Consider the following 19,671-nt stretch of genomic DNA (forward strand, 5'->3'; position numbering starts at 1 on the left):
GCGAAGGGGCTTCTACCGCAACAGCAACAGAGGCTGGCGGGCTTTCAACAACATTTTTACAGTGATGCTTCCCATCAGAAGGTCGTGCAGGCGGTTGTGACTGAAAGCTCCCATCACGGTTAGGTCAATCTGGTGCTCGGTTTGATAGGCCACCAAAGCTTCAACGGTATTGCCGGTGAGATTACTGGCAGTGCAAGTGAGCCCTGCAGAATCCAGTTTGGCCGAGGCTTCAGCCAACAAATTCTCCGCAGTTTCAGCGGGCCCTACATAGACAAGGTGACAGGAGAGTTCGCGAAATAATGGGCTCTCTGCAACCATCGCCAATGCCTTGCACGAGGCCTCACTGCCATCGTAGGCAAGCATCACCCTGCTGGGCTCTGTGAAGTCCCGATTGACCACCAGAATCGGCTTGTGCAGTGAGCGCACCACTGTCTCCAGGTGAGAGCCAAGTCCACGCTCAGAATCCCCGTGCTCTTCACCGCGAATTCCCAATACCAGCGCGCGAATGGAATCTTCCATTTCCACCACTGATTCTGTCAGGCTGTCGTGACGCTGGCAGGCTTTAATATTTTGCACACCGGCATCTTCGGCGCGGCTGCGGGCGGCCTGTAGCATCAATTTGCCCTGCTGCACCATTAACTGCGCCCGCTGCTGCTCCAGCGCAGTTAACTCTTCCAGCAACTCCTCCTGACTTCCCAGGCCAATGCTGCCGGTAAAATCGGTTACCGCAGGGACACTGCTTCTTTCGATGTTGTGCAACAGCTTCAGCGGTGCTTGCAGGCTCCTGGCCAGCCAGGCCGAGTAATCACACACCGCTCCAGTGTAATGAGAGCCATCGATACAAGAGAGTATCAATGGCGCCTTGCCGCTATTACCTGTGTTCTCATTGTTATTTTCGCTGTTGCTTACGGCCATCAATGTCCTCCAAGAACCCGCTCAATTTCCTCGGGCTTATCGTGTACGCCAAAACGGTCGACGATCGTTTCACTGGCTTCATTCAGTCCTACCAGTTCAACTTGTGCTCCCTCGCGGCGGAACTTAAGCACCACCTTATCTAGCGCATTAACCCCGGAAACATCCCAGAAGTGCGCGCGGTTGAGGTCGATCACCACCGTATCCACCACCTCTTTGAAATCAAATGACGCGGTAAACTTATCGGCTGAATTGAAAAATACCTGCCCAATGACCTTGTAAGTACGGCGACTCTGCTTTTCATCCAGGGAGCTGCTCACATACATAAAGTGACTGACTTTGTTGGCAAAGAACAGCGATGCCAACAGTACACCGACAAATACACCATAGGCCAGGTTGTGAGTCCACACTACCACAACCACAGTGGCCAGCATGACCAAATTTGTAGAGAGTGGGTAGTGCTTCAGGTTGCGGATGGAGCCCCAGTCAAAGGTGCCGATAGAGACCATAATCATGACTGCCACCAGCGCCGCCATGGGGATCACAGCAACCCAGTCACTGATAAACACTACCAGTGTCAGCAGGCCGATACCGGCCACCAGAGTGGAAAGACGGCCGCGGCCACCGGATTTCACATTAATAACAGACTGGCCGATCATGGCACAGCCAGCCATACCACCCAGGGTACCCGCAGCAATATTGGCAATACCCTGACCTTTACACTCACGGTTCTTGTCACTGGTAGTATCCGTCAGGTCGTCGACAATCGTCGCCGTCATCAGGGATTCCAGCAAGCCCACAACGGCCAGACCTGCGGAGTAGGGAAAGATAATCTGTAAGGTTTCAAAGTTAAGCGGAACTTCTGGCCAGAGGAACACAGGCAGAGTATCCGGCAGCTCACCCATATCGCCGACAGTGCGAATATCCAATCCCATCGTCACTGCCACTGCGGTGAGGAGCAGAATACACACCAGCGGTGATGGCACGGCCTTGCCAATCACGGGGATATAAGGGAACAGGTAAATAATCCCCAGACCCGCCGCAGTCATTGCATAGACTTCCCAGGTACCGCCGATCAATTCCGGCATTTGCGCCAGGAATATCAATATTGCCAGGGCATTGACGAACCCTGTCACCACAGCCCGGGAGACAAAACTCATTAAGCTCCCCAGCTTCAGGTAACCCGCAATAATCTGCAGTACCCCCGTCAATAAGGTTGCCGCAAGCAGATATTGCAACCCGTGTTCTTTCACCAGGGTCACCATCAGCAGAGCCATGGCCCCGGTGGCAGCGGAGATCATTCCCGGGCGACCGCCGACAAATGCAATCACAACAGCGATACAGAAAGAGGCGTAGAGGCCGACTCTGGGGTCAACGCCCGCGATAATCGAGAAAGCGATGGCTTCGGGTATCAAAGCCAGGGCCACTACCAGGCCGGCGAGAACATCCCGACGTATGTTGCCGAACCAGTCGGCTTTGGTCGATGAGAGCAGCGAAGGAAACATAGGAGACAGCTAATTAAATTGAGATTGATCAAAAAAAGGCCGCGCACTCTACCATAAACGGCAGCAACCCCGCATGGCGTAGCCTCCCTCTCACCACTTTTCCTCTGACAAATATCAGAACTGTCCACTGCCGTCCGACCGTGGACAAGGCGGACACCGGACACTTTTTGCGGACACCATCAAGAAAACCAAAAACTACAAAGTTTCAAAAAATTCCTTTTATTTCAACAAGTTAAATAAAGATTAACTGTTGGCATGCTTATTGCGATACCCCTCCTAACAAGCAGATTCTTAACTCTGAATCCAAATTTCCAAAAGCCTGCATCCAAATAGCAATGACAGGCAAACAGTAAGAGAAACGGAAAGCCGCAATGATTAGAGATACTTCCAGGCAAGATACCAAGATAGAAGCCGTGCCGGTTTGGAAGAACAAAAAGGTCGTCAAAGCCTCGGTATTTGCCAGTTTGACAGTGGCATTCCTGATCTGGGGTATCAATTCCTGGCACAGCAATAGCTCTGTCGACAGCACCCTCTCACTGTCTCAAGTCAATATCGCCCAGGTCCAGCGAGGAGACCTGGTGCGGGACCTGGTGGTTCAGGGCCAGGTGGTCGCTGCAAACAGCCCCACGCTTTTCAGCCCTGCCCAGGGCATTGTGAAGTTTGCGGTGAAAGCTGGGGATACCGTTGACGAAGGGCAATTGCTGGCCACCGTCGACAGCCCGGAACTATCCAATCAACTGGCCCAGGAAAACGCCCAACTCAACCAGTTGACGGTGAACCTGCAGCGCCAAAAAATCCAGGCCAAACGCCAGCATATGGAAAACCAGCAAAAGGCCGACCTGGCCAAAGTCAACCTCACCGCTGCCAAGCGAGAGTTGAGACGTGCAGAGCTGTCTATGGAAAAGCAAATTATCTCGCGGCTGGATTTTGAAAAAACCAAAGACGATATGGCCCGAGCCCAGCTGGAGTACGAACAAGCCGTACAAAATGCGGGACTGGAAAAAGAATCACTGACCTTTGAAACCCAGAACCTGGAACTCCAGGTCTCACAACAACGCCTTCAGGTAGAAGAAACTGAGCGCCGTGTACGCGAGCTGAACATTATCTCACCGGTCAACGGCACCGTCGGTAGCTTAGCTGTGGCGCAGCGCAGCGCCGTAGGCGCTAATGCGCCACTTATTACAGTTGTCGATCTCACCAGCTTTGAACTCGAGGCCAAGGTGCCGGAAAACTATGCCGACGACCTGGGCATCAGCATGGCCGTGGCAATCAATCTCGGTGGAAAAGAATTATCCGGGGAAATTACCGCAATCTCCCCCGAAGTCATCAACGGTCAGGTGGTTGCACGGGTTCGTTTCACTGAGGGCCAGCCGAAAAAGCTTCGACAAAATCTCCGCCTCACCGCCCGCATACTGCTGGAAAACCGCAATAACGTACTGTTGGTCAAACGCGGTGGCTTCCTCGATCAAAGCGGTGGCAACCATGCCTTTCGTTTGAACAGCGAACAACAGGCGGAGCGAGTTTCCATCCAGATAGGCGCCTTTGGCTTAAAACAGGTAGAGATTATCTCGGGCCTACAAGAGGGAGACAGAATCATTATCTCCTCTTCCGAGGAACTCGAAAATGCCCAGCTAATTGCGCTGACAGATTAACCCCGAGTTCAAATTGGAGCTCGATATAGCTCCTTAGTAAATCAATCAATAATTTAAAGTTTAAGAAAAAGGGAATATCGCAATGTTGAAAATGAACAATATCCGTAAAAGTTTCCGTACCGATACTATCGAAACTCATGCGCTGCGCGATTTCAGTCTCGAGGTTAAAGAGGGTGAGTTTGTTTCTGTAACCGGCCCCAGTGGCTCCGGTAAAACCACCTTTCTCAACATCGCCGGCCTACTGGAAACGCCCACCAGTGGAGAGTACCTGCTCGACGGTGAGAATGTCAGTAATCTCAATGACCGCCAGCGCTCACATCTGCGCAACGAAAAAATAGGCTTTATTTTCCAGGGGTTTAACCTGATTCCCGACCTAACCTTATTCGACAATATCGACGTTCCCCTGCGCTATCGTGGTTTCAATGCAAAAGAACGTCGCAAGCGTATTGAAAAAGTGCTCGAGCAGGTAGGCCTTTCTGCACGCGCTAAACACCTGCCGGCACAGCTCTCCGGTGGACAGCAGCAACGTATCGCTATCGCCCGCGCTTTAGCTGGCGAACCCCGTTTTCTGCTTGCGGATGAGCCCACCGGTAACCTCGACTCCTTAATGGCCCGCCAGGTAATGGAGCTACTGGAGTTTATTAACGAGTGGGGAACCACCATCGTAATGGTTACCCACGATCCAGAACTTGCACGCCGTGCCCACCGCAACATCCAGATCGTAGATGGACAGGTTTGCGATTTACGTGCGGTCCCCGAGCATCCTGCTGCCGTTACTGCTTAAGGAGACTGCACCATGTTTGGATACTATATTTCCCTGGCCCTACGAAGTTTGCGCGGAACCCCGATTTTAAGCAGCTTAATGGTTGCCGCTATTGCAGTCGGTGTCGGCGCCTCTATGACGGTGCTGACCCTGAACTACACCATGTCCCAGAATGCTTTAAAGCACAAAGACGACGTTCTCTTTGCTGTACAGCTAGACAGTTGGGATGTTAATAAAGCTTACAAAAGTAAGAATGAAATACCCTGGCAGCTGACCTATCGGGACGCCGAAGCGTTATTGCGCTCAGATATTCCCACCCGTCAAGTTGCCATGCATCGCTACGGTTTTACCGTTGAGATTGAAAACTCTGCTATTAGACCTTTTGAATCACATACCCGGGTAACTACCCGGGACTTTTTCGCTTTGTTCGATGTGCCCTTTATTTATGGCGGCACCTGGGAGGAGTCTGCTGATAGCTCTCCTACTCAAGTAGTTGTGCTTTCCAAGCCGACAAATGACAAGCTATTCTCTGGTCAAAATAGCGTTGGAAAGACAATAAAACTCAACGACGAACCCTATACGGTAGTGGGGGTTATCGACACTTGGGAGCCCTCACCAAAGGTATATGATGTCAACAACAGCCCGTTTGATACAGTAGAAGAGTTATTCATACCCTTTGGCTTACACCGCAAGTTGGAAATTCACAGCTGGGGCAACACCAATGGCTGGGACAATGCCGATCCGCAGGGATATGAAGAGTTTCTACAGAGTGAATATCTCTGGGTTCAATACTGGGTTGAACTTACAACTAGCGAGCAAAAAGCGCAGTACGAAAATTTTCTTCGCGCTTATATACAGCAAGAGAAAGCTCAAGGGCGTTTCGAGCGACCACTAAAATTTGCCTTGAGTAAACCATCTGAATGGTTGGTTCTCAATGAGGTACTCAGTGATGACAACCGTATTCTTGGGTGGGTTTCTCTGGCGTTTCTCCTGGTATGTATTATCAATGCCGTCGCATTGTTGTTGGCGAAATTTCTACGCAAGGCACCAGAAGCAGGTGTACGTCGCGCTCTTGGAGCAAGTAGAAGTGCGATTTTCACCCAGCACTTGATTGAAAGCGCAACCATAGGAATTATCGGAGGAGTAGCGGGCATCTTTCTCGCCATACTCGGCCTTAGCGGCATTCGCTACCTGGCCATGGGCCAAATCGACACACTCCCAACTATGGATTGGGTCATGATGGTTGCGGCTATTGGCCTGGCTATTGTCGCAAGCCTATTGGCAGGTTTCTATCCAGCATTGAAGATCAGTCAAACCAACCCTTCTATCTACCTGAAAACCCAGTAAGGCCTGACCATGCTTGAATTAAAACCGATGCTGTCCGCCCTCTGGCGCAACAAAGTTTCTGCACTGCTGATTGCCCTTCAGCTTGGCTTAACCCTGGCAATTATCAGCAACACAGCAATAATAATCCAAGATAGAGTAGAAAAGATAAACCGGCCCACAGGAATCGATGTCGACAACATTATTACTATTGGGTTCATGGCAATACCAAAAGACTACGACACAATTGGGGCGGTAAGAGCCGATTTGGGGATTCTCCGCCAACTTCCAAATGTTATCGATGCTTCGATCACTCAACAAATCCCTCTATCGCAATCAGGATCGTCTTCGGTATATCACAATAAAGCCAATCAGGAGATCGGCGGTGAGGGAGCCAACTACTATCAGGTTGATCCACACTTTATTAACACCCTAAATTTAGAGTTAGTCGCAGGTCGCAACTTTACCGAGGCAGATATGCAGGCCAGCAACTCTCACGAGGCTACAAAAAAACCTGTTGTCATTATCACCCAGCAACTTGCTGACAAGTTCTACCCCAATCAGGATCCTATAGGGCGGCCAATTTTCTCCGGTGGTAGCTCTGAACCGATGGAAATAGTCGGAGTTGTAGAACGGCACTTGGGAGCCTGGGTTGGATGGTCCAAAGCTGGCAATGTGATGTTTTACCCAGAAATAAAAAATAGGCGTTATGCAAAATATATAGTACGTACAGAGCCGGGCAAACGCGATGAGGTAATGAAGGTGTTAGCTGACAAGCTGTCTGAACGGGACCCTCAGCGAGTAATCTCTGTTGAACCACTCTCTAAGTATGTCAAGCGCAGCTATGCTATCGACAATATGATGGTTAAAGTACTTTCTATTGTTGCAGCCATGTTGAGCTTTATTGTAGCTCTTGGCATTGTAGGTCTAACCATTTTCTGGATTAATCAAAGGGCCAAGCAAATTGGTGTTAGGCGTGCATTAGGGGCCACCCGTACTAATATCAGCCGATATTTCCTTATTGAGAATGGAATGATAGCGAGTCTGGGTATCGCAGTGGGAAGTGCAGCGGCACTGATTGCCAATCAATATATGGTTCGCGATTACTCACAGCCTGCTTTAACGATTGTTCCCCTAGTTGTTTGTGCACTACTTGTCCTTTTGGTCAGCCTTGCTGCTGCACTTGCCCCAGCTTTGCGAGCAGCGAATATATCACCGGCAACAGCTACTCGAAGTATTTAAACAACAACCTTGAGGGGGTGAACTACATACTCACCCCCAAATAAAGGTCAAAATTTTTTATTCACTTCGCATGGTTTATTTGTCACATCCGGCGGACATGCCCAGACTACAGAAAATAAACAATAAGGACATTGATCTTGTTAAAAAAAATATCTTCTTTATTTTTTGTGGGGCTAACCTTCATTAGCCCAAACTCACAAGCTGAAAAACATCCGGTTATTGCTGGCCCACTAGTAACTGAAGAACTAGTACAACAAATTACTAGAGCCGACCAACGTTTATTTGATGCATTATTCAATAATTGTGATCTAAGAGAAGCACAAAACTTGGTTACCGATGACTTTGAAATGTACCATGACAAGTGGGGTCAAACAGCAAAGTCTGGAGAGGAGTTTGTCAATGCCATTACCAATATGTGTAAACAGCGTGAGAATGGAAATGGTATTCGTGCACGTCGTGAACTGGTAATCGAGAGCACTAAAATCTACCCTGTTAACCATTACGGTGCTATTCAGTCAGGCACCCATCGATTTTATGGCATCAATGACGACAAATCTGAGATCTTACGGGAAAGTTCACAGTTTACTCATCTCTGGAAACAGGTAGACGGAAAGTGGCAGCTCGCGAGGGTACTCAGCTTCGACCATAAACCTGCTGAGCAACATATCGCCCACTAACTATCCCTAATCTATTTGTGGCAGGGAAAACCTGCCACAAGCACTCCCCTTCGCCATCAACACATTGCATAATAGGCGCCTTAATAGCGTGTCTTAGAAACTATGGACAAAGTACTTATTATTGACGACAACAGCAGTATCGTTTCTGCCCTGGAGATCCTGTTGTCTCTGCATGACTTGCAGCCACTTTGTGCGATTACTCCTCAAGCCGGCTTACAGCTACTACGAGAGAATAGCGATATCAACCTGGTTATCCAGGATATGAATTTCACCGCTGACACAACTTCTGGAGAAGAAGGCAAAGAACTGTTCTTCGCGATTCGGGAAATAAATCCGGACCTTCCGATTATCCTGCTGACCGCTTGGACTCAACTGGAAATGGCCGTTGAGTTAGTCAGAGCTGGTGCTGCTGATTACCTGGGTAAGCCCTGGGATGATAATAAGCTAATATCCACAATTAACAATTTATTGGAGTTGGGAGAATTACAAAAGCGCCAGCAGGCATCCCAGCAACAAGCTTTGAATGCTCGCAGTCAATTACGGGAGGACTTTTTACTACAAGACATAATTTACCGCAGCGATAAAATGCAAAAGCTGTTGGAGATGGCCACTCAAGTAGCGAAATCTGAAGTTCCCATCCTGATCACAGGGCCAAATGGGGCAGGCAAAGAAAAGATTGCTGAGATTGTCCAGGCGAACTCTTCATCTAGAGAAGGGCCTTTTATTAAAGTTAACGTAGGTGCACTGCCAGAAGATCTGATGGAAGCAGAGCTGTTCGGAGCCGAACCTGGAGCCTACACCGGCGCCGGCAATCGGGCACGGGAAGGCAGGTTTGAAGCTGCCAATGGCGGCACCCTATTTCTCGATGAGATTGGCGAGCTGTCACCCAGTGGCCAGGTGAAACTACTGCGCGTACTCCAAACCGGGGAATTCCAGCGTTTAGGCAGCAGCCAAACCCGCAAAACCAAAGTTCGGGTAATCAGTGCTACCAATAGGGATCTCCACAAGGCTATCGAGGAAGGCAAGTTTCGCCAGGATTTATTTTATCGACTCAATGTTATAGAGCTGCGCCTTCCTCCACTGCATGAGCGCCCTGAGGACATCGCCCCCCTTGCAATAAGCTTCCTCGCAGAAAATGGCAACTCCAAAAAACTATCTCCTCAAGCATTAAATGCCCTTACTCGCTATCATTGGCCCGGTAATGTACGGGAGCTGCAAAATGTTATGCAGCGAGCGGCCGTCCTAAGTCAGAAGGATACTATCGACGAAGCCGTCCTGGCACTTCCTGAACAAATGACAACCGATAAAGTGGAAGTGAGTTTTGAGCCCAGCCGCGAGTTGCTACAAGAGACACTATCCAACTGCAATGGCATTATTGCCCAGGCTGCACGAGAACTCGGTATGAGCCGCCAAGCACTATACCGTCGTCTGGAAAAACACGGTATACCCTATTGATGTCGAAATATTTTTCACTAGAAGGCCGCCTTATTGCAACAACGGCCATTCCCTTAATCGCCGGTATTACCATATCCTGGCTCGGTACTCGGGCTGGTTTTAGCCCATCACTCGCCTGGTCAGCGGGACTTATCATTTCATTGCCGTTATTAATTGTACTGGTTCGCCTTATAATTGCCCCCCTAACTAGCACCCTGAAATCATTACAAAACGGCCTGCTAAATTTCCGTGACGGCGATTTCTCAATCTCCCTAGTACACCCCAAGGATAGTGAACTCCGACAAATAACAATTCTCTATAACGAGATAGGGGAACACTTACGCAAGGAACGTGCCCATATTTATCAACGGGAACTCCTTTTGGATACGGTTATCCAAACATCACCCCAAGCTCTTCTACTGGTGGATCAAAACGATCGTATTATTTATTCAAACAGTAGTGCCAAGCAACTTCTTAACAATGGAAGGCCAATACAAGGACTACTTTTACAGAAGCTTTTATCCAAGAGTCCCAAAGAAATTGCCAGCGCCATTAACAGTTGGAAGAATGGACTGTTTAATTATGCCGATATCAACGGTCCCCACTCCATGCATATCGGAAACAGTACTTTTGTTTTAAACACACAAAAACACCGACTAATAGTTTTACGCGAAATGACCCGTGAGCTAACTCGTGCAGAAGTAGAAGTTTGGAAAAAAGTTATCCGTTTGATCAGCCATGAGCTGAATAACTCTCTAGCCCCAATTTCATCACTCGCGCATTCTGGAAAAATGCTGGTAACAAAACCTGGAAAAGAACAGGCTTTGGAGAAGGTTTTCGATATTATTGCAGACCGCTGTAAACACCTGACAGAGTTCACTCAGGGATACGCCTCTTTTGCCAAACTACCAGCTCCAAGCTATGAGACTATTAGCTGGCAGGAGCTAGTCAACCGCATAATGCCAATTCAAGCTTTTTCCCTTAAGGGAAGCCTGCCAGATGAACCCGGTTACTTTGACCCCATCCAAATAGAGCAAGCCCTACTAAATCTAATTAAGAATTCACGAGAAGCTGGTAGCGATAGCAAAGATATTGAACTTGAAGTTAGTACCGACAGTTTTGGACAGAAGCTAGTACTTTCCGACCGAGGCTGCGGGATGAGTGAGAAAGTACTTGAGCAGGCACTACTCCCCTTCTTCTCAACAAAAGAGCAAGGCGTGGGCTTGGGATTAGCTCTATGTAGAGAAATCATTGATGCGCATGATGGACATATTCAGCTTTTGAATCGCCCTAATGGAGGCTTACAGATTTGCCTTTGGATGCCCTGGAAAACCAAAACACATAAGTGAGCAACACCCTACATTATTAACCCCCTATTATTGATAAGCTAATGAGTTTTTACTTTTAAAAAACACTATAAAATCACGTAAAAGTAATACTAAGGTGTAAAATTACTCCGCCTCCCCACAAAAATATTGCGGCCAACTCCTACAAAAACGTCATTCCTTTGTAGCTGACAATAAAAAAACCAAGCTACCAAAGTTCGAAACCTGACTACCATAAAAAATTCTAATTGAGTCAGGCTTCAAATCTAGCTTTAATTTATCTCGAAACGCACAAGAAGGGACTATGTTAAAAATAAATAGTTTGCTCTCCGCCAGCACACTTGCACTGAGCCTGATGGCAGCCAATGCCCAGGCGATTAATTCACATCAAAAAGGTGGTGATCAAGTTGACTTGGTCATTGCCAATGAAGCCAAATTAATTGATATGCTCAAGCGCTCTGGGCGCATCAGCCAAGATGCCTCTATTGCAGAAGCTGAACGCACTTTAAGGGCTTACTTAAAAGAGCGGGCCACCCATAGCATTAATGGGGCTCAAGATCTTTCCAGCGATACCGTAACGATGATGCGCGATGCCCGTGGAAAACATCACCCCCGGCTTAAAAGGGGCAAAGGCTCCCTTCACCGCAACCATGGCAGCCGCCACCCTAGAAATATTCAACTAGAGAGCTACGACGGTGAAGCCCAAACTGCACGGGTTCTCGCTATTTTGATGGAGTTCCCCGATTTTCCCCATAACAGCATCGAGCCCGGGGAGAGTGATATGTACTATGCGGATTACGCCGCTGAACATTACGCTGACTTACTTTTCTCCCAAAACGGCTTTGAAGGCCCCAGTGGGGAAAACATGCTATCCATGCAACAGTTTTACTGGCAGCAATCCGGTAACAGCTACTCAGTGGAAGGCTCTGTAGCAGGTTGGTATATGGCCAGCCAACCAGCAGCTTTTTACGGCAATAACACTGATGGTGATGCTCGCTCCCTAATTCGTGAGGCCCTGGAAGCTGCAGCTGCCGACCCCACAGTAAACCTGTCAGATTTTGATATTGAAGACCGTTACGACTTGGATGGTGATGGCGATTTTTGGGAAGCAGATGGTTTGGTAGACCACATCATGATCTTCCACTCCTCGGTTGGTGAAGAAGCAGGTGGCGGGCAACTGGGTGAAGACGCCATTTGGTCTCACCGTTGGAACCTTGGCAGCGTCTATTCACTTGAAGGAACTACTGCGGAGGTAGATTACTGGGGCGGCACTATGGCTGCTTATGATTACACCATTCAGCCGGCGGACGCCGCTGCAGGGGTTGTCAGCCATGAATATGGCCATGATTTGGGCTTGCCCGATGAATACGATACCGATGGTAGCGGTCGCGGTGAACCCGTCTCCTCCTGGTCCATTATGTCCAGTGGTAGCTGGGCCGGTATTATTCCGGGTTCAGAGCCCACCGGCTTCTCTGCCTATGCCAAGGAATACCTGCAACACAACCATGGTGGGAACTGGCTTCATGGTGAAACTATTGCACTAGATGAAATTCCTCGCCGCGGTATCGAGTTGCTACTCGATGAAGCGGTTAATAAGGGGACCAATAACGATGCAGTCCGAATTGACCTACCAGCAAAACAAGAAATAGTTACCGAACCCAGCAGTGGAGAATACGCCTACTTCAGCGGTAGCGGCAACAACCTGCAAAACTCTATGACAATATCTGTTGATCTGAGCAATGCAGAAACAGCAAGCCTCTCTTTCAAAGCTTGGTACGACATTGAGCTGGATTGGGATTACGCCGCGATCATGGTAGATTCCGGTGATGGCTTTGTCTCCATTCCTGGTTCAGTAACTACAGATACCAACCCCAACGGCACCAACCCAGGTAATGGTATTACTGGTAGCTCCGAGGGCTGGATTGACGTTGCATTCGATCTAAGCGCTTACGCCGGGCAAGAAATTAGCCTTTCACTTACCTATATTACTGATGGCGCCGTAGCGAATTCAGGTCTTTTTGCCGATGACATCAGCATCGAAATTGATGACACAACATTCCTTTTCGATGATGCTGAAACTGATGGCAACTTTAGCCTTGCAGGCTTTAGCCGAAACCCAGGCTATCTTGAGCACGATCACTACTACTTACTCGAATGGCGTACTCATCGCGGCGTTGATGCCGGATTGGCACATGTGAATGTAGCCGGCGAGATGCTCACTTTCACAGAAGGCCTCTTGGTTTGGTACGTAGATTCCAGCTACGATAATAACTGGGTTGGCGTACACCCAGGAAATGGCTTCCTCGGAGTTGTTGATGCCGACCAAAATGTATTGAGATGGAGTGATGATTCCGTTGCCAGTACCCGCTATCAGGTTCACGATGCCACATTTAACATCGAAAGAGCCGACGACATGGTTCTGGATTTACTCGAGGACTACGGCATACTCTTAAGTGACACTCACAACCGCCGCTACCCACTGTTTAATGACACCCGGAGCTATAGCAGCGAAGAAATACCAGATGCCGGCCGCGCTATCACACCTTACGGCTTAAAGGTTCGGGTCGTATCTCGCAGCGGAGATAAATCTGTAGCTAAAATACGCGTAACCAAGTAAAGAAGTAAAAACAGACGGCGCCTACATGGCGCCGTCTCCAATTTAACAAATAGAATAAGATTACCGCTTAAAACAAAGCCTTTAATTTGAGCAAAACTCCCTTCTCCAGCTAACCTGAATGCCAGAAACTTATTTTCATCATTCAGGCGTTCATTTATGGAAAAGCCTCTAGACAACTCCCGTCGCCACTTTCTTAAGCTTTCAGGAACATCGCTACTTTTAATTCCTGCCACATTTATTTCAACACCCTCAGCTCAGGCCCAAATCAAAGCGCAAAAAGACAAGGTAAATTACCAGGATACTCCCAAGGATGGGAAAAAGTGCGTGGACTGTCAGCTGTTTGAGCCCCCCAATGCCTGCCTGGTTGTGGAGGGCGATATCAGTCCCGAAGGGTGGTGCAGCTTATTTGTTTTGAAGCAGGGCAACCCAGTTTCAAATTAAGCTGGGACCCGTTGTTCACCGCGCAATTTAATCACGTCCGCGCGGGGCGGAAGACCAAACATGCGGCTGTATTCACGACTGAAATGGGAGGGGCTCTCATAGCCAACCCGATAGCTGGCGGAAGCCGCTTCCAGCCCCTCGGTCAACATTAGGCGTCGCGCCTCATGTAAGCGCAGCTTTTTCTGGAACTGCAACGGGGACATGCGGGTGATCTGCTTAAAGCTGTGATATAGGGATGACTCACTCATATTGGCCTGATCGGCCAAATCACTGATACGCAGCGGTTCTGAGAAGCGGTCTTTTAGCACCTCAATCACCCGGGATACCCGGTTCGCCTGGCTATCTACCATGGCAAACTTGCGCATCCGCGCGCCAATCTCCCCCATCAGGGCGCGATAGATAATCTCACGCCGGGCTAATGGCGCCAGTATCGGGACATCTTTAGGGCTATCCAGCAAGGAGACCAGCCGGTTTAGCGCATCGAGCATACCGTAATCCATTTTGGTCAGGCACAGGCCGCAGCTGACTTCGGGACAGTCGTAGCCAGCCTCCACACCCGGCGCCTTATCACCCAGCTCCATAACCAGGTCTGCCACCTCTTGCGGATCGATCGTTATCTTTACGCCGAGAAATGGAGTATCCAAGGAAGCGTCTTCAACACGTCCCAGGATCGGTAAGTGCACTGAGGTTGCCACATAGCTCAGCGGCATATAGGAAATTTCCCGGTCTCCCAGCTCCAAGGTCTTGCGGCCTTGAATAATAAAATTCAGGGACGGTGTATACACCGATGCCGCACAGGCTCCCGGCTCGTTGCAGCGAATCAGGGAGAGACCACCCAGTACTGTTTCATTTAATCCCTGTTCCGGTGCCTGACGCATCAGGGAGGCAATCAGTTTCTGCCGTATCGACTCCATATCCATGGCGACAGAGTTGAATTCCGCTCTTTTTTCAATGCTCATATGCTCCCCTTGTGCCCGCTAACAATTCCACGACTCAACACGAAGTGGCACAGAGTATACGGAGTTTTAGGCAATTTCCGTGTAGTTTTGCAGGATTGGGCAATTACTGTGCAGTAATAGGTAACCATAACCGATTAATAGCCCTACAGTCGCTGTAATATCTTAATCACTTTTTGCGATAACTAGTTATATATCCAGTTCTTTACACGTCCTCCAGAATGTGATCCTTCCAACCCAAAAGCACGCCTTAAGTAGAAATAGGCAATCAATTAACAGTTCCCGAATACCGCAACCAACTTGGCCACCGCTAGAGTTACGCCCTTACTGGGAGAAGCACCCAATAGCCCTTCCCCCTCCGTAGCAAAGGGAGTACACGCGTAATGGTAAGAAAATTAACGACGGTTTTATTCGGCGTATCTGCACTGGTACTCGCCGGCTGCAACAGTGACGCACCCAGCGGTCAACAACCGCCTCCCCCAGCCGTGGAGGTCGCCAAGGTATCTGCAGGAAATACGACATTGTGGCGCAGCTTTACCGGCCGTGTGGCAGCCCCAGAAACCGTTGAACTGCGCCCACGGGTTAGCGGTTATATCGACAAGGTTTCATTTGCCGAGGGAACTCTGGTCAAACAGGGCGATGTCCTGTTCACCATTGACCCCCGCCCTTACCAGGCCCGCGAACGCGCCGCCCGCGCAGACCTCGCTCGGGTTCGCAGCGACCTCTCCTATAGCGAGAAGCAAGCTGGCCGGGCAAAACAGCTACTCAACAGCAAAGCCATCTCCCGCGAAGAATACGATCGGCGTATCGCTTCGCGAGATTCGGCCCGAGCGGCCCTCAGCGCCGCCGAGGCAGCACTGGAAAATGCCCAGTTGGACCTTCAATACACTGAAGTTAAAGCACCAATAAGTGGCCGAGTAAGCCGCGCCCTGGTTACTCAAGGCAACCTCGCCAATGCCGACAGCACCCTGCTGACAACGCTGGTCTCTGTCGACCCAATGTACGTGTATTTCGAAAGTGACGAACAGACTTTTGCTAAGGGCCGCGACTTACTTAATAGCGGGCAAAAACCTGCTGTGCGCGTAGGTCTCGCCGGTGAGCAGGGCTATCCACACAGTGGAGAGTTGGACTTTATTGATAACCGCCTGAACAGCCATACCGGCACTATTCAGTTCCGCGCTGTGGTTAACAACAGGGACGGCTTTTTCAGACCGGGGCAATTTGCCCGGGTGGAAATGCCAATTGAAGAGGTTTCACAGGCAGTTTTAATCAATAGCAAAGCGGTTCTTACCGATCAGGACCGCCGCTATGTCTACATCGTCAACGACAGTAATGTCACCGAAAAGCGCCCCGTGGTCGCTGGCCAACGCCAAGGTGACCTAGTGGTTATCCGCAGCGGCCTGGAGCCCGGCGAGAAAATTGTGGTGAATGGCCTGCAAAAGATTTTCTTCCCGGGCATGCCCGTCGCACCGGAAATGGTGGCCATGCAGGAGCAGGTAAAGGCGACCCAAGTCGCTGGCCACTAAACAAAGAGCAAGGGGCTTGCCGAAGTGAGCCCATACATTCAGCTAATCCTATCAATGGAATCCGAGCGGCTGACTGAGTCGCTCTCGGAGTAGCAGTATATGAATTTTTCCCGTTTCTTTGTCGACAGACCGATATTTGCATCCGTGTTGTCGATCATTATTTTCGTCGTCGGCCTGATCAGTATTCCCTCACTGCCAGTCAGCGAATATCCCGAAGTTGTGCCCCCCAGCGTGCAAGTGAGTGCTCGCTATCCTGGCGCCAACCCTAAGACGATCTCAGAAACTGTAGCCACGCCGCTGGAAGAAGCGATTAACGGCGTGGAAAATATGATCTACATGAAGTCAGTGGCAGGGAGTGACGGCACCCTGACTCTGAACGTGACCTTTGAGTTGGGCACCGACCCGGACCAAGCCCAGGTACAGGTGCAAAACCGGGTGTCCCAGGCCCTGCCGCGCCTGCCCGAAGATGTCCGACTGCAAGGTGTTACTACCCAGAAGCAGTCGCCAAACCTGATGATGGCGGTGCACCTGATTTCACCGGACGATAGCCTCGACGCTACCTATATTCGCAACTACGCCGTACTGCATATTCGCGATGAGCTATCGCGCATTCCCGGCGTGGGTCTCGCCGCCGTATTCGGTTCCGGTGACTACGCCATGCGCTTGTGGGTGGACCCGCAGAAAGCCGCCGCCGTAGGCATTACTGCTGCCGATATTGTCAGTGCCGTGCGCGAGCAGAACGTACAGGTTTCCGCCGGCCAGATCGGCGCCTCCCCCATGCCGAACGGATCCGACTTCCTGATTTCCATTAACGCCAAAGGCCGCCTGGAAAGTGAAGAGGAGTTTGGCGATGTTGTACTCAAGACCGGCAATAATGGTGAGATCACCCGCCTGCGAGATGTGGCCCGTGTAGAGCTGGCCTCTTCCCAGGACTCCCTGCGCGCCCTGCTCAACGGCCGCCAGGCTGTCGCTATCCCTATTTTCCAATCACCCGGCTCCAACTCACTGGAGGTTTCTGCGGCGGTACGGGAGAAAATGGCTGAACTGGATGACCAGTTCCCGGAAGGCCTCAAATGGGAAGTCGCTTACGACCCCACGGTTTTTGTTAGCACCTCCATCAGCTCAGTGATCAAGACCCTACTGGAAGCTGTACTACTCGTGGTTCTGGTAGTTATCCTGTTCCTGCAAACCTGGCGCGCCTCATTGATCCCACTGTTGGCCGTGCCGGTATCTATTGTCGGCACCTTTGCGGTGCTGTTGATGTTGGGCTTCTCAATCAACACCCTGACCTTGTTCGCTATGGTGCTGGCCATCGGTATTGTGGTGGATGACGCCATTGTGGTGGTGGAAAACGTCGAGCGGAATATCGAGGAGGGACTGACACCTTTAGCCGCTGCCCACCAGGCCATGCGAGAGGTGAGCGGTCCAATTGTCGCGATCAGCCTGGTGCTCTGCGCGGTGTTTGTGCCCATGGCATTCCTGGACGGCATCACCGGCCAGTTCTACCGCCAGTTTGCCACCACTATTGCCATCGCCACCATTATCTCCGCGATCAACTCTCTGACTCTATCTCCGGCTCTGGCGGCAACTCTGTTGAAGCCTCACGGCGCCAAACCGGATATGCCCGCGCGGATTATTGAGCGTTTGTTCGGCTGGATATTCCGCCCGTTCAACCGCTTCTTCCAGCGCAATTCCGAGCGTTACCAGCGGATCGTTGGTGGTAGCCTCAAGCGTCGCGGTATCGTATTTGGTGTTTACCTGATATTGCTCGGCGGTACTTTCGCCCTGTTCCAACAGGTCCCCGGCGGCTTTATTCCGGTTCAGGATAAGACTTACCTGGTGGGTAGTATCCGCCTGCCGGAAGGTGCCTCCCTGGATCGCACCGAGGAAGTTGCTCGCCGCGTGAGTGAATTGGCCCTGGAAACAGAAGGTGTTGCCAACGCCGCGGCCTTTGTCGGCTTCAATGCCCTGCAAGGTACCAACACTCCCAACGTGGGCACGGTATTTATCCTGTTCGACGATTTCGATGAACGTGAGCGCAGTGCCCAGGAAATCGCTGCGGAGCTAAATGGCAAGATCTCACAGATCAAGGAAGGCTTTGCCATGACCTTTATGCCGCCGCCCATCTTCGGACTGGGTGCCGGTTCCGGCTACTCCCTCTATGTTCAGGACCGTCGCGGTGCTGGCTACGGTGAGTTGCAAAACGCCACCAATATGTTGGCTGGCGCCCTGAGCCAAGCCAGCGGCCTCAGCTACCCCTTCAGCTCCTACCAGGCCAATGTGCCGCAGATGGACGCGGAAGTGGATCGACTACAGGCCAAGGCTCAAGGTGTGCGCATGGACGACTTGTTCGGCACCCTGCAGCTCTACTTCGGCTCTATGTATATCAACGACTTCAACCTTTTCGGCCGCACCTACCAGGTCGTTGCCCAGGCTGATGCACCCTTCCGCGATGAAGTGCAGGATCTCGATAATCTCTACACCCGCAATATGAATGGGGAGATGGTGCCCATCAGCACCATGGTGACCCTGCGCCAGAGTTACGGACCAGACCCGGTGATCCGATACAACGGCTATCCGGCAGCCGACCTGATGGGGCAGTCCGATCCCAGCATGTTGTCCTCTTCCGAAGCACTGGCAGCGGTTGAGCAGGTTGCCAGCCAAGCCCTGCCACCGGGCATGCAAATCCAGTGGACCGACCTCAGCTTCCAGCAGGTCAACCAGGGCAATGCCGCCATGGTGGTTTTCCCTCTCGCAGTACTACTGGTATTCCTGGTGTTGGCCGCCCTCTATGAAAGCTGGGTAATGCCACTGGCGGTGATCCTGATCGTGCCCATGTGTCTGCTGGCTGCACTATTTGGTGTCTGGGCTACTGGCGGCGACAACAATGTATTTGTTCAAGTCGGGCTGGTTGTACTGATGGGGCTCGCTTGTAAGAACGCTATTTTAATCGTGGAATTTGCTCGCGAACTGGAAATGGAAGGCAAAGGCACTGTCGAGGCTGCACTGGAAGCCTGCCGCCTGCGTCTGCGCCCGATCATTATGACTTCAGTCGCCTTTATTGCCGGTGTTGTTCCACTGGTATTGGCCGGCGGCGCTGGCGCTGAGGTGCGCAATGCCATGGGCATTACCGTATTTACCGGCATGATCGGTGTAACCCTGTTTGGCCTGTTCCTCACTCCGGTATTTTATGTTGCCCTGCGCAAGATTGCCGGCGGCAAACTATCAGCTGCCCGTCACGCAGATAGTCAAGAAAGCAATTTACCCTTAGAGCACGCGACTAATACTTAACCCCGCT

General features: G+C 50.7%; 14 protein-coding genes. 11 read left to right on the top strand and 3 right to left on the bottom strand.

Annotation, left to right across the window (positions count from 1 at the left end):
• Positions 1-12: 12 nt before the first annotated feature.
• Together ACJJIN_RS13995 and ACJJIN_RS14000 are read right to left on the bottom strand one after the other, a co-directional pair.
• A complete protein-coding gene (locus ACJJIN_RS13995; protein ID WP_444895136.1) occupies positions 13-915 on the bottom strand; it encodes a universal stress protein in 903 nt (300 codons plus the stop codon).
• Positions 915-2,417: a SulP family inorganic anion transporter gene (locus ACJJIN_RS14000; RefSeq protein WP_413664447.1), complete on the bottom strand. Its 1,503-nt coding sequence runs from the start codon at positions 2,415-2,417 to the stop codon at positions 915-917. Before ACJJIN_RS14000 ends, ACJJIN_RS13995 begins: the two co-directional genes overlap by 1 nt.
• A 371-nt stretch (positions 2,418-2,788) precedes the next feature.
• On the opposite strand from ACJJIN_RS14000, the gene ACJJIN_RS14005 reads away from it, so the two are divergent.
• The 9 genes from ACJJIN_RS14005 (at position 2,789) to ACJJIN_RS14045 (ending at position 13,891) form a co-directional block, all read left to right on the top strand.
• Positions 2,789-4,069, top strand: coding sequence for an efflux RND transporter periplasmic adaptor subunit (locus ACJJIN_RS14005; protein WP_444895137.1), 1,281 nt, complete (start codon positions 2,789-2,791; stop codon positions 4,067-4,069).
• An 82-nt stretch (positions 4,070-4,151) separates the two neighbouring features.
• Complete coding sequence (locus tag ACJJIN_RS14010) at positions 4,152-4,853, top strand: ABC transporter ATP-binding protein (protein ID WP_444895138.1); 702 nt, start codon at positions 4,152-4,154, stop codon at positions 4,851-4,853.
• 12 nt (positions 4,854-4,865) lie between these two features.
• Positions 4,866-6,179, top strand: a complete 1,314-nt coding sequence (locus ACJJIN_RS14015; RefSeq protein WP_444895139.1) for an ABC transporter permease — start codon at positions 4,866-4,868, stop codon at positions 6,177-6,179.
• Positions 6,180-6,188: 9 nt separating this feature from the next.
• Positions 6,189-7,397, top strand: a complete 1,209-nt coding sequence (locus ACJJIN_RS14020) for an ABC transporter permease (protein WP_444895140.1) — start codon at positions 6,189-6,191, stop codon at positions 7,395-7,397.
• Between the two features lie 137 nt (positions 7,398-7,534).
• A complete protein-coding gene (locus ACJJIN_RS14025; RefSeq protein WP_444895141.1) occupies positions 7,535-8,074 on the top strand; it encodes a nuclear transport factor 2 family protein in 540 nt (179 codons plus the stop codon).
• A 102-nt stretch (positions 8,075-8,176) separates the two neighbouring features.
• Positions 8,177-9,529: a sigma-54-dependent transcriptional regulator gene (locus tag ACJJIN_RS14030; protein WP_444895142.1), complete on the top strand. Its 1,353-nt coding sequence runs from the start codon at positions 8,177-8,179 to the stop codon at positions 9,527-9,529.
• Entirely contained in the window at positions 9,529-10,857 is a 1,329-nt protein-coding gene (locus ACJJIN_RS14035; protein WP_444895143.1) for a sensor histidine kinase, read from the top strand. The genes ACJJIN_RS14030 and ACJJIN_RS14035 overlap by 1 nt, the downstream gene beginning before the upstream one ends.
• A 280-nt stretch (positions 10,858-11,137) precedes the next feature.
• Positions 11,138-13,450, top strand: a complete 2,313-nt coding sequence (locus ACJJIN_RS14040; protein WP_444895144.1) for an immune inhibitor A domain-containing protein — start codon at positions 11,138-11,140, stop codon at positions 13,448-13,450.
• A 156-nt stretch (positions 13,451-13,606) separates the two neighbouring features.
• Positions 13,607-13,891 (top strand): hypothetical protein, encoded by a 285-nt coding sequence (locus ACJJIN_RS14045; RefSeq protein ID WP_444895145.1) that lies wholly within the window; start codon positions 13,607-13,609, stop codon positions 13,889-13,891.
• On the opposite strand, the gene ACJJIN_RS14050 is transcribed toward ACJJIN_RS14045, so the two are convergent.
• Positions 13,888-14,850: an AraC family transcriptional regulator gene (locus ACJJIN_RS14050; RefSeq protein ID WP_282934202.1), complete on the bottom strand. Its 963-nt coding sequence runs from the start codon at positions 14,848-14,850 to the stop codon at positions 13,888-13,890. The two genes, ACJJIN_RS14045 and ACJJIN_RS14050, sit on opposite strands and share 4 nt — an antisense overlap.
• A 380-nt stretch (positions 14,851-15,230) precedes the next feature.
• Between ACJJIN_RS14050 and ACJJIN_RS14055 the strand changes: the two genes are divergently transcribed.
• On the top strand, positions 15,231-16,373 hold the full coding sequence (locus ACJJIN_RS14055) for an efflux RND transporter periplasmic adaptor subunit (protein WP_444895146.1): 1,143 nt from the start codon (positions 15,231-15,233) through the stop codon (positions 16,371-16,373).
• Positions 16,374-16,472: 99 nt separating this feature from the next.
• On the top strand, positions 16,473-19,664 hold the full coding sequence (locus ACJJIN_RS14060) for an efflux RND transporter permease subunit (RefSeq protein ID WP_444895147.1): 3,192 nt from the start codon (positions 16,473-16,475) through the stop codon (positions 19,662-19,664).
• The last annotated feature ends 7 nt before the right edge of the window (positions 19,665-19,671 follow it).

Source organism: Microbulbifer maximicatervae (SeqCode) (assembly GCF_052467505.1).